We start from the raw sequence: 12,156 nt of genomic DNA on the forward strand, positions 1-12,156 counted from the left end.
CCTGTGCTCAATGCCAGTGGCAAAGACTCCATCACGCCATTGCAGGAGGCAAACATGCTCATGATCTTTATCTTGGTTGCTGTCATAGGATTTATCGTCCTAGCAACCGCCAAATTTAAACTCCATCCGTTTTTAACCCTTATTTTAGCGGCCTTTTTGGCGGCTTTTGCCTATGGTTTACCCGCTGCTGATATCGCTAAAACCATCAGCTCTGGTTTTGGTGGCATACTGGGTTATATCGGCCTGGTGATCGTGTTAGGCACCATTATTGGTATTATCTTAGAGAAAAGCGGTGCGGCAATTACCATGGCCGATGTGATCATCAAGGTGCTTGGGAAGCGCTTCCCTACATTAACCATGTCGATTATTGGTTACTTGGTATCGGTGCCTGTGTTCTGTGATTCTGGTTTTGTCATTCTAAACTCGCTAAAAGAGTCGATGGCTAAGCGGATGGCGGTATCGAGTGTTGCCATGAGTGTGGCATTGGCAACAGGTTTATACGCTACGCATACGTTTGTGCCGCCAACTCCTGGTCCGATTGCGGCTGCGGGTAATTTAGGCTTAGAATCAAACTTAGGTTTAGTTATTTTTGTCGGTGTGTTTGTGGCAGCCGCGGCGGCGATTGCAGGTATGCTATGGGCGAACCGTTTTGCCAAGGTGCAACCTGATGTGGTGGATGGATCTTCGGCGCAGCCAACCGAGCAAGATTTTGCTGCGATGAAAGCGGCTTACGGCACGCTACCTTCACCAATGAAGGCATTTGCACCGATTTTTGTGCCGATTATTTTAATCTGTTTTGGCTCTATTGCTAAATTCCCTTCCGCTCCTATGGGTGATGGTAGCTTGTTTGAGCTGTTCAACTTTTTAGGGCAGCCGCTTAATGCCTTATTGGTGGGGTTAGGTTTGTCTCTTGGCTTGTTAAAAGGTGAGAATAAAATTGCTGAATTCAGCGAACGTATTGGCCAAGGCTTAACCGCTGCCGCCCCTATTATTTTGATCACTGGTGCTGGCGGCGCGTTTGGTGCGGTACTTAAAGCAACGCCGATTGGTGATTATCTAGGCGCGACGTTATCGGCTTTAGGCGTAGGTATTTTTATGCCATTTATTGTCGCGGCAGCGCTGAAATCAGCACAAGGCTCGTCAACGGTTGCTTTGGTAACAACATCAGCACTGGTTGCACCATTGCTGCCTGAATTGGGTTTAGACACTGAAATGGGACGCGTGTTAACGGTAATGGCCATTGGTGCGGGCGCAATGACGGTATCTCATGCTAACGATAGTTTCTTCTGGGTGGTATCACAATTTAGCAAAATGAGTGTTTCCCTGGCTTATCGGGCTCATACCATGGCGACCTTGATCCAAGGTGTTACGGCTATGACGTTAGTTTACATCCTGAGCTTGATTTTACTGTAATTAACTTACCCTAGCTGACGGGCAGATTTGCCCGTCGTTTAGCTAAGGCGTAGGACTGGAGAGAAAGAATGAAAATTGTTATTGCCCCAGACTCTTTTAAAGAAAGCCTGACTGCTCTTGAGGTGGCAAATGCAATTGAGCAAGGCTTCAAGCAAGTGTTTCCCAATGCCAGTTACATTAAAGTGCCGGTAGCCGATGGTGGTGAGGGCACAGTACAAGCCATGGTGGATGCCACGCTAGGTGAGCTCGTCAGCTGCCAAGTGCACGCCCCATTAGGCAATATTGTTACCGCGCAATATGGTTTATTAGGCGGCGGTGAAGTGGCGGTGATTGAAATGGCGGCGGCTTCGGGCTTGCACTTAGTGCCGATTGAACAGCGCGATCCGATGCAGACGTGTAGCTTTGGCACTGGTGAGTTGATCTTAGACGCCCTTGACCGTGGCGTGAAAAAAATTGTTATCGGCCTTGGCGGCAGCGCCACCAATGATGGCGGCATGGGCATGCTTTGTGCGCTAGGCATGGGTTTTTTAAATGAGGCTGATGAGCCTGTGGCACGCGGTGGACAAGGCTTAGGCGAAATACAACAGATTAATGTAAGCGCATTAGATCCTCGATTAGCTAGCGTAGACATTGAAGTGGCTTGTGATGTCGATAATCCATTGTGCGGGCCGTTAGGTGCTAGCGCTGTATTTGGCCCACAAAAAGGTGCGGATGCAGCCATGGTGACCGCGCTTGATGCCAACTTGGCGCATTATGCTGATTGTATCAAGCAAGCCTTAGGCAAAGATGTCGCTGACATTAAAGGCGCGGGCGCAGCGGGTGGCATGGGCGCGGGAGTGTTGGCGTTTTTTAATGCCAAGCTACGTCCTGGTATCGATATTGTAATGGAAACGGTTGGCCTAGCGCAGCAAGTTGAAGGCGCGGATCTGGTGATCACCGGGGAAGGTCGCATTGACAGTCAAACGATTCAGGGTAAAACGCCAATGGGAGTGACTCGTGTTGCCAATTTACATGGCTGTCCGGTGATTGGCATTGCAGGATGTGTCAGTGAGGATTATGGCGTGGTGCATCAGCATGGTTTAGTGGCGGTTTTTCCTGCTGTGCCAAGGGCCATGTCATTAGCCCAAGCCCTTGCTAGTGGTGCGCTTAACATCAGTAATACCAGTCGCAACATTGCGATGACGTTGAAATTAGGTCAACAACTAAAGCTAAGTTAACCTCTATCAATGGTAAGTTGGGCGCTGAGCAGCTTGCCTTGGTTGACTTATTTATGTTCGTCAGCTAATACATAATCAAAATACTTTTTATGTTCAACACCCGCTTGATGGGAATTAATCTTATTCGGGTGTTTGTATTCTTTCCAAGCCGTCACTTGGCGTCCTGCATTTAACTTGGGAAAATCAACATCCCCCGCGCTTGGCATTCCTAGGAACTGCTTGATTTGTAGCAAGCTTCCCGGCTCACTGACATCAATGGTTAGCAAGTCATCACGGCCTTTAAAATAGGCTTGTACGCCCAGTTCATGGCGGCGGTAGCAAGCCATAAGCTCATCGCCGCTAAGCGGCAAGGTTGGCGAGAAGGTATGGTGAAAGCTGCGCTTTAAAATAGGGCTGAATTTGCCTGTTTTCGGCGCTAAATGGGGAGCCATTTTATCGAGTAGCATGGAAATAGATGGTAACCATCGCTCCATCTTGCGGCTTAAGTAAATAAATTTTGAGTTTGGGAAGAGTTGATCTAACTGCTTGTAGTCACTGAAACAAGGCGCGTCGGATACGGCATCTGCCAGTTCAAAGGCTTTTTTAGTAAAGGCCGTGTGCGCCACCGACAAGCCCATTTCTAATAGCGCCACACTGATGCTGGTGGTGCCGGTGCGTGGCAGACCGATAATAAAAACCTTAGACATCTGATGAGTCTCACTTGCAAAAGGGCATGAGTATAAAGGTAAGTGTGTACCAAAGGGGAAGAAAAGATGCGCACTCATCAAGATAATATTGCGCATTCGATTTTTCGAGCGTTATCTGGTAAAGGGAAATAAATTGCCTTATAACGGTTCCATATGAAGGGCTTTCAATACCCCTAACTGCTGCGCTTGCTCTAGGGTCAAATCCGCTTGCGCTAATGCACCTAGGCTGGCTTCTGTTAATAAAATGGTGGGTGACTGTGCTGTATTGGGCTCAGTGTGTATTTCTATCTGGAGTGCATTGTCCTTTGTTCTGATTTGCGACCACAGTTTTTTATCGATAATTAGTACATCAAGGTTTTGACCATATTGAGCAGCAAGTGCCGGCTTTACTTGCTTTAGCCACCATGTCACGCGATTGAGCCCAGCTTTGTTATCAATAGGTCCAGGTAGCGGTAGTTTTTGCTGTTTAATGGCCGCTTGTGTGGCTAGGGCAAGAGCAAATGAGCCTTGATAAGACTCGGTAAAGGGGTTATCGAATAAGCCGTCGTACGAGCAAGCCATACTCAAGGGGCTGGCAGTGAGGGCCATCAACAACATAAGTGGCTTTATTTTCACTGTAAGGTTCCTTGTTTATGAACCAACACTGATAGCGTGATCAGTGTTGATTAAATTATCTGGTAAACCTAGTCCTATAGCTAAATAGCAATAAGACTAGGCTAGATGGTATAACGTGTTAGTTATGGTGTAACGATGTTAAACCAGAAATTAAAGTTATCTAGCATGCCAACAAAGTCTTTAAATACTTGTTGTTCACCGTCTAACTTCACATCTCCGGCGATAATCGCTTCTTCCATATTAGTTAAGCCTAATTGAATTTCATCCAGTTTTGCTTTTGTGATGGTTAGCGTTACATCTGGGTTTTCAACCTGTTTCTGGGTGTAGTTAAGCACTGAGTTTTCCACTGATAAAGTGTACTGCTCATCAAAATCTGTGAAATCCACGTTGATGGTGAAGTTTTTACCAGCGGCTTTCTCTGGATTGATACGTACAGACAAGTAATCAAATAACATTTTTGGAGGCATGTTTTTGATGATGTCTGGTGACGCGGTATTGGCACCGCCAGCGCTTGGTACGCCGTTACGTAATTCAAATGCGCCTTGTAGGTAAACAGAGCGCCATGGGCCTGATTCCGCTTGATATCCTAGTTGCTCATAAGTATCAGCCAGAAGCATTTTTGCATCTTTATTTTCAGGATTAGCAAAGACTACGTGTTTTAGCACTTCAGCTAACCAACGGTACTGGCCTCCTGCAAAATCTTTTTTTGCTTTAGCTAGGATAGCTTTTTCACCGCCCATGTATTCCACATAGTGTTTGGCTACTTCTGCTGGTGGCAAATTGTTCAAATCAGATGGGTTACCGTTGTACCAGCCCATATAGCGTTGGTAAACGGCACGGCTATTGTGACGCAAGGTGCCATAGTAACCACGAGTTGACCAATTTTTTTCAATCTCATCAGGGAATTTAATCATTTCTGAGATTTCTTCGCCGGTGTAGCCTTGGTTCATCAAGCGCACAGTCTGGTCATGGGTGTACTTGTACATGTCACGTTGCTTTTTAAACTCAGCAACAATGGATTCACTGCCCCATAATGGCCAGTGATGGCTTTGAAATTTAACTGTCGCTTGGTCGCCCCACATTTCAATGGTTTCATTAAGGTAACTTGCCCATTTCAATGCATCACGTACTTGTGCGCCGCGTAGAGTTAAGATGTTGTGCATAGTATTGGTTGAGTTTTCTGCCATCCAAAGGGCTTTTTTCTCAGGGAACCAAGTATTCATTTCCGTTGGAGCTTCGGTACCAGGCGTGTATTGGAAAACCATTTTTACACCATCAATGGTGCGCTCTTCACCGGTTTTTTCAATCGTATCGGTCGGTTTTATTAAGGTCGCTTCACCGGTAGAGGTGGTTTGGCCTAAACCACCGTTGACACCGCCGAATTCATTACGTGGCAACAATGCGCCATACATATAGATAGCGCGGCGGCCCATGGCGTTACCCGCAATGACGTTTTCTGACACTGCATGCTCAGTGAAACCGTGTGAAGCAATAATTTTTACTTTGCCTGATTTAACGTCTGCTTCATCAACAAGTCCACGAACACCACCAAAATGGTCAATATGGCTGTGGCTGTAGATCACGGCGACTACGGGGCGCTCGCCCAACTGCTCATTAACAAAATCTAACGCCGCTTTGGCAGTTTCTTTTGAGATTAATGGATCAAATACTATCCAGCCTGTCTTGCCTTTAACAAAGGTGATGTTTGATAAGTCGTAACCACGTACTTGGTAAATGCCGTCTGTTACCTGGAACAAACCGTTTAGCATGTTTAGCTGTGCATTACGCCATAAGCTTGGATTCACTGAGTCTGGTGCAGCTTTATCTAAGCCGATGTATTTTTTATAGGATTCTAAGTCCCAAACCACATCACCTTTATCATTTTTGATGGTGACTTGTTTTTGCGCGGCGATGAAGCCTTTTTGTGCGTTTTCAAAGTCGGCCTTATTAGAGAAGGGAAGCTCTTTTAGCAACTGCTGGTTAAGTTCTATGGTATAGCTGGTTGCAGGTTTAGGATCAGTGCCTGCGGCATAAGTCGTAGTAGACAACGCCGCTGCGACTAGGGTACAGATGATGGATAGTTTCATTGTTGTTCTCTCTGCCTTGGTCAAAAATAGCTTGTAAGTTCATTTTTCATTTATATTAGTTTCTTTAAAGTTTAGTTGTCAAAATAAACAGCTAATAATGTAATAAATGGGATATTTATGATTAAACTAAACTTTTTACATTACAAATTAATTTTGATTGCGGCAACGTGGCCGTTTTGACTTGCTATAATAGTTGATTTAGAAGTGAGGGGCCGCGGTTGATTCTCCGCGACCACCATCTAAAAAGTGCTTAATAGGCGTGCTGAGAAGGGAGCGCCTCATCTAGGCGCGCTAATCTTCACCGTGTTTATCCTTATTTAAACTAGACGCCCACAAGGGCTAAAGCAGCCTATTGTGGGTTTTAGTAAAAGTTAGTTACCAGATTCTTTACTCGGCGTTAGGCCAACGGTGTTCATCCAAGCATCGTAGTCAAGTAGGTTGGCTGGCAGGATGATCTTACGTGATGGATCTGCCAAACCTTGCATTTGCTTCATATATTGCTCACTTAGCTGCATTTTCATTGCATTTTCACCGCCTGGCAGTGACAGCACGTCAGCCATGGTTTCTATCGAGGATGCAGTAGCACGAGCAATAGAAATGATTTCTTGTGCTTTACCTTCGGCGGCGTTGATACGGCGCTGCTTTTCACCTTCAGAGCGGTTGATCATCTCGGTTTTTAGACCGAGTGAACGATTGATGCGGCTTTGTTTATCACCTTCACTGCGGGCCATGATAGCGCGGCGCTCACGCTCTGCGTTAACTTGCATTTCCATTGCGTCACGTACGGTGCGTGGCGGGGTAATGTTTTTAATTTCATAGCGGTGCACTTTTATGCCCCAGCCTTCGCCAGCTTTTTCTAACACTTCGACCACTTTGGTGCTAATTAAATCGCGCTCTTCAAAGGTGCGGTCTAAATCTAATGTACCGATCACTGAGCGAGTGGTGGTTTGCGCCAGTTGCATGGCGGCATAGCGATAATCTGTGACGCCATAGCTGGCTTTCACCGGATCCATCACTGAGATATAAATTACGCCATCTACTTCAACATTAACTTCGTCTTTTGAGAAACACTCTTGCGGTGGTACATCGATGGTTTCTTCTTTTAGATCTTGAATACTGGCTACGCGATCGATAAAGGGCACAAGAGCATGAAAGCCTGCATCTAGGGTTTTGCTATAGCGACCAAGGCGTTCGACAACGTAGGCTTTTTGTGTCGGTACTAAGCGGATTGATTGAAAAAATTTAACAATCAAAACGAGAAACAGCGCGCCCCAAACCAGCATCACAAAGATGTCCATTAGGGAAATTTCTGAGCCAAAGAATTGTTCCATTACTTGGTTACTCCTTGAATGTTGTGAGTGACTTTATCCATTCCTTCAAAGAAGCCTTCTAGTTTAGCTACTTCTGTGGGGACAACTGATATTTCCGCAGTTTCAAGGATATCACCCGTTTGTTTTATAAAGTCTTCTAATAGGCGCATTTTCATTGCTTGATCGCCGCCGGGTTTGGCTAAAGCCTGAGTAACCATAGTGACGCCTTGGGCGCGGGCGTTAGCGATAATTTCAATTTCTTGCGCTTTACCTTCTGCTTCGTTAATTTGTTTTTGTTTGTCACCTTCAGAGATGTTAATGGCCTCTTGGCGCTCACCTTCTGATAGATTAATAGTGGACTCTTTGGCCGCCTCAGCTAAGGTGATTTCAGCACGTTTACTGCGCTCTGCTTCCATTTGTTTTTCTAGGGTGTGTACCACGTTGGCTGATGGCACGATATTTTTTATTTCGTAGCGTAATACTTTAATGCCCCAAGAGTCTGATGCTTTGTCTATTTCACGTACGATGATTTCGTTTAAGCTATCCCGTTCAGAAAAAGTTTGCCCTAAGGTTAATTTACCAATCTCTGAGCGCATGGTCGTTTGCGCCAAGTTAACACTGGCACGGCGGTAATCTTCAATGCCATAGCTCGCTTTCTTTGCGTCCATCACTTTGATGTAAACCAAGCCATCTACTTGAATTTGGATGTTATCCCGTGAAATACAGTTTTGTGCGGGAATGTCTAATACCTGCTCACGGGTTTCGTGGCGATAGGCCACACTATCAAAAAACGGGATTAAGAAGTGGACTCCGGGTTGTAATACTGCACGGTACTTTCCTAATCGCTCAATGACACAAATCTCGCGCATTTCTACTATTAATATCAATTTATAAATGATAAATAGCAGGACGATTAACGCGATGGTAAAAAACGCTAGCATGTTGACTCTCCTATAGTTTGAATTTGGATCTTAAATCGTCGTTAATTTTTTCAACCACGAGTGAAATATTGTCTCGGCATATGATCCGTACTTTGGTGCCTGGGGGGAGGGTTGAGCCATCGGCAATGGCCGGCCAAGTGGAGTCTAAACAAGATACGCGGCCAACGTGAGTTGCAGGGCCAATGGTTTCGACAACGGTTGCTTCTTTGCCATAAAGGTAAGCATCTTCATCGGTGTCATCAATATGGCTGTCACCACCGACCATATTTTGTGCCACATTACGAAATGCTAACAGCAGCACTAACGAAGAGATGAACCACAATGTTAATGCACCGACCCAAGTGGTGACCAAGCCAAATTGCAGGCTGGCGGCGACAACCAATGAACCGATACCGATGAACACGACTATGCCGCCAGGAATAATAGCTTCTGCTGCCATTAACAGCGCACCAGCAGCAGCCCAGTAAATAGGGTGGGTTAATGCATTCATGTTGACTCCTTAATTTCAGTTATCATAGTAACAGGTGCGCGCGGTAAACGGGTTGAGCCAGTTAATACAATCTGAGTTTCTTTTGAGTTTAAGTTTAGAGTAAACGTTAGAGTGTGCGACATATTATGTCAATTTGTTTTTCCTGTTTTTTCACAAACCTTGTGATTTATCACTTTATTGCTTGAGTTGAATGATTGTATCGATTTAAGTGAATTTATTGGGGTTCTTTACTATTATTTAAATAATTGAATTCCGATTAAAATGGTTATCTATGGCGATTAGCGCCCCAGTAATGTATCAAGAGAAAGTCATTATATGTGATGACTCAATCACTAATGTGCTCGTCATGACAGAAATGCTAAATCAGTTAATGGCGCCTTTTGAGTTAATTGCTTTGACTGATTCCCGCAAGGTTATGTCTTATGTTGACGAATCAACATCTTTGTTGATCCTTGATATAGAGATGCCATTTTATACGGGCTACGATATTCTTATGCAAGTGCGGCAACGTTTCACTCCTGAGCAGGTATCAGTGATTGTCGTCAGTGGCTCAAGTGCGCAAGCCAGTCATATAAAAGCGTTAAAAGTGGGGGCGAATGATTTTATTAAAAAGCCTTACGATGAATATGAACTGAAATTACGCGTGATGAACCAATTAAAGCTGATACATGCATTTAAGCAGCAAAAACGATCTAACGTCCAGCTTGAAAAAATTATCCAACAACGTACTAAAGAGCTGGAAGAAGCAACGGAATGTCTGATTATGAACTTAGCGAATATGGCAGAATTGCACGATGAAAATACTGGTCAGCATATCATGCGAGTGGGTAAATTTTCTGGACTGTTAGCAAAAGCATGTGGTTTACCTGAGCATGTTGTACGTTTAATAGAAAAAGCGGCGCCGATGCATGACATTGGTAAGCTACATATTCCGGATAAAATTTTGTTTAAACCGGGCAAGTTAACCGATGAAGAATTTGCCATCATGAAAACCCACGTGGATGTGGTGGATGAAATCCTTATCGATCATCCCTCGGTATTGATTCAAATGGCAAAATCAATAGCGAAACATCACCATGAAAAGTGGGATGGTACAGGTTATAGTGAAGGGTTAAGTGGGCAATCTATTCCGATTGAGGGCAGGATTGTTTGTTTGGTCGATGTGTTTGACGCCCTAACCACCGCGCGTCCTTATAAACCGGCTTGGCCTGTTGACGATGCTATTGGTTATATTGTGGCGCAATCAGGTAAACAATTTGATCCCAACCTGGTGACTATTTTGGTTGATAATCTGGCGGATTTTCTTGAAATTAAATCAAATTTTGAAGATTAAATTTAAATATAGGAGGGGAATGAATTGGTGGAGCCATGCGGGATCGAACCGCAGACCTCAACGCTGCCAGCGTTGCGCTCTCCCAGCTGAGCTATGGCCCCAATAGTTTTATAATCATGCAAAAGTGGTGGAGCCATGCGGGATCGAACCGCAGACCTCAACGCTGCCAGCGTTGCGCTCTCCCAGCTGAGCTATGGCCCCTTAACTTTTACTTGTTACAAACTAACTACTTAACGCCGTCTGATTTGCATTAAGTGAGGCGCATTTTATGCACCTCACTGTGTGCTGTCAACACTAAAAAGCAGCTAAAATTAATTCGCCGCTCTGTTTGCTATAAATTCCAGCGCTTTGCTTATTCTTTCGACACTGCGGGTTTTACCTATCAGCTTTAAAGTAATGTCTAATGAAGGTGACTGACCTGCGCCAGTGATAGCAACGCGCAGTGGCATACCTACTTTACCCATGCCAAGTTCGAGTTCATCTGCGGCATCTTGAATAGCCTGATGTAATACACTTTCATCATTCCAGTCTTCGATGGCTTGTAGTTTTTCTTGTACTTTTTGCAGTGGCTCTGCGGCGACAGGGCGTAAATGTTTCTTTGCCGCGCCAGCCTCAAACTCGCTGAAATCCTCATAGAAATAGCGGCTTGATGCAGCAAGCTCTTTTAAGGTTTTAGCGCGCTCTGATAACGCAGGTACGATATCGCTTAGGGCAGGGCCGTTTGCAACATCAATGCCTTGGTCTTGCATGTGCCACTCTAGGAAGCTGGCGACGTGGGCCGGATCGCCGGTTTTGATGTAATGCTGGTTTAACCAATTTAGCTTTTCGGTATTAAACGCCGAAGCGGCTTTATTAATATCAGTTAATTTAAACAGGTCTTGCATTTCTTGCATGGAGAATATTTCTTGATCGCCATGAGACCAACCCAAACGCACTAAGTAGTTTAGGATAGCTTCAGGCAGGTAGCCGTCATCGCGATACTGCATCACACCCACTGCACCATGACGCTTAGATAATTTAGCGCCGTCATCGCCTAAGATCATCGATACATGTGCGTACACAGGAACGGGTGCGCCTAATGCTTTCAATATGTTAATTTGGCGAGGGGTGTTATTGATGTGATCTTCACCGCGAATAACATGGGTAATACCCATGTCCCAGTCATCAACAACAACACAGAAGTTGTAAGTAGGTGCGCCATCGCTGCGTAAAATGATTAGGTCGTCTAATTCAGTGTTTTGAAACTCAATGGGACCACGCACTTGGTCGTCAAAAATAACGCTGCCTGTTTGCGGGTTTTTAAACCGTATAACATAGGGTTTATCAGCGGGGTAATCAGTGCGGTCACGCCATTCACCGTTATACCTAGCGTTTTCACCTTTTGCCATTTGCGCTTCACGCATGGCTTCTAGTTCTTCCGGTGTGCAGTAACAGCGGTAAGCTTTTCCTTCATCAACTAATTTTTGGATTAACTCTTTATAGCGATCAAAACGCTTAGTTTGATAATACGGGCCTTCATCCCATGTTAAACCTAACCATGTCATGCCTTCTAAAATGGCGTCAACAGCCGGTTGGGTTGAACGTTCAAGGTCAGTATCTTCTATTCTTAGTACAAATTCACCTTGGTTGGCCTTGGCATATAACCAAGAATATAGTGCGGTGCGTGCACCACCAATGTGTAAGTAGCCAGTTGGACTTGGGGCAAAACGCGTTTTTATAGTCATAACAGACTTGTGTCCTTTATTTTGAATAGAAAAATTGGTGTCATTTTATCCTTCCAGCAGCTCAAGCTCAATTTTTGTCTGAGCTTAAAACACCACTTGGCGCTTTTTTTAGCAAAACTAGCCTTGTTTTTATTCAAATGACTTAAAAAATGCGCAGTCGATAAAAATTGAAAAAAAAGGTGTTGACGATAAGAGTTAGCTCCCTATAATACGCCCTCACAAACACAGCGGATGTCGCAACGAGGCAAACGTTGATTTGGAAAGGGCGATTAGCTCAGTTGGGAGAGCACCGCCCTTACAAGGCGGGGGTCACTGGTTCAAGCCCAGTATCGCCCACCAC

At 44.9% G+C, this 12,156-nt stretch carries 10 protein-coding genes and 3 tRNA genes; 4 read left to right on the plus strand and 9 right to left on the minus strand.

Translation table 11 applies throughout. The features are described 5' to 3' along the window. Nucleotides 1–54 precede the first annotated feature (54 nt). Together Q4519_RS05140 and Q4519_RS05145 are read left to right on the plus strand one after the other, a co-directional pair. Nucleotides 55–1,413, plus strand: a complete 1,359-nt coding sequence (locus tag Q4519_RS05140; protein ID WP_232800485.1) for a GntP family permease — start codon at nt 55–57, stop codon at nt 1,411–1,413. A 68-nt stretch (nt 1,414–1,481) separates the two neighbouring features. Next, complete coding sequence (locus Q4519_RS05145; RefSeq protein ID WP_303510239.1) at nt 1,482–2,630, plus strand: glycerate kinase; 1,149 nt, start codon at nt 1,482–1,484, stop codon at nt 2,628–2,630. Between the two features lie 47 nt (nt 2,631–2,677). Here Q4519_RS05145 and Q4519_RS05150 read toward each other — a convergent pair whose 3' ends face one another. From Q4519_RS05150 to Q4519_RS05175, 6 genes are all read right to left on the minus strand, one after another. Continuing rightward, nucleotides 2,678–3,316: a sulfotransferase family protein gene (locus Q4519_RS05150; RefSeq protein WP_303510242.1), complete on the minus strand. Its 639-nt coding sequence runs from the start codon at nt 3,314–3,316 to the stop codon at nt 2,678–2,680. 138 nt (nt 3,317–3,454) lie between these two features. Continuing rightward, nucleotides 3,455–3,931: a hypothetical protein gene (locus Q4519_RS05155; RefSeq protein WP_303510246.1), complete on the minus strand. Its 477-nt coding sequence runs from the start codon at nt 3,929–3,931 to the stop codon at nt 3,455–3,457. A 122-nt stretch (nt 3,932–4,053) separates the two neighbouring features. Continuing rightward, the gene (locus Q4519_RS05160) at nt 4,054–6,018 is read right to left on the minus strand and encodes an alkyl/aryl-sulfatase (protein WP_303510248.1); all 1,965 of its coding nucleotides are present in this window, start codon (nt 6,016–6,018) and stop codon (nt 4,054–4,056) included. 371 nt (nt 6,019–6,389) lie between these two features. After that, nucleotides 6,390–7,349 carry an SPFH domain-containing protein gene (locus Q4519_RS05165; protein WP_303510251.1) on the minus strand — a complete coding sequence of 320 codons (960 nt, stop codon included), beginning with the start codon at nt 7,347–7,349 and terminating at the stop codon, nt 6,390–6,392. Continuing rightward, on the minus strand, nt 7,349–8,269 hold the full coding sequence (locus Q4519_RS05170; RefSeq protein WP_232800490.1) for a slipin family protein: 921 nt from the start codon (nt 8,267–8,269) through the stop codon (nt 7,349–7,351). Before Q4519_RS05170 ends, Q4519_RS05165 begins: the two co-directional genes overlap by 1 nt. A 10-nt stretch (nt 8,270–8,279) precedes the next feature. Further along, entirely contained in the window at nt 8,280–8,759 is a 480-nt protein-coding gene (locus Q4519_RS05175) for an NfeD family protein (protein WP_232800491.1), read from the minus strand. 271 nt (nt 8,760–9,030) lie between these two features. Between Q4519_RS05175 and Q4519_RS05180 the strand changes: the two genes are divergently transcribed. Further along, the gene (locus tag Q4519_RS05180) at nt 9,031–10,092 is read left to right on the plus strand and encodes an HD-GYP domain-containing protein (RefSeq protein ID WP_232800492.1); all 1,062 of its coding nucleotides are present in this window, start codon (nt 9,031–9,033) and stop codon (nt 10,090–10,092) included. 25 nt (nt 10,093–10,117) lie between these two features. Here Q4519_RS05180 and Q4519_RS05185 read toward each other — a convergent pair. From Q4519_RS05185 to gltX, 3 genes are all read right to left on the minus strand, one after another. Beyond that, nucleotides 10,118–10,193: transfer RNA gene (locus Q4519_RS05185), tRNA-Ala, on the minus strand. A 24-nt stretch (nt 10,194–10,217) separates the two neighbouring features. Further along, a tRNA-Ala gene (locus tag Q4519_RS05190) sits at nt 10,218–10,293 on the minus strand. 110 nt (nt 10,294–10,403) lie between these two features. Further along, nucleotides 10,404–11,816, minus strand: coding sequence for a glutamate--tRNA ligase (gene gltX, locus Q4519_RS05195; protein WP_303510256.1), 1,413 nt, complete (start codon nt 11,814–11,816; stop codon nt 10,404–10,406). A 263-nt stretch (nt 11,817–12,079) separates the two neighbouring features. Between gltX and Q4519_RS05200 the strand changes: the two genes are divergently transcribed. Beyond that, nucleotides 12,080–12,155: transfer RNA gene (locus Q4519_RS05200), tRNA-Val, on the plus strand. Nucleotide 12,156: the final 1 nt, after the last annotated feature.

This window comes from Motilimonas sp. 1_MG-2023 (assembly GCF_030547455.1).
Classification (GTDB): Bacteria; Pseudomonadota; Gammaproteobacteria; order Enterobacterales; family CBDFNC01; genus Motilimonas.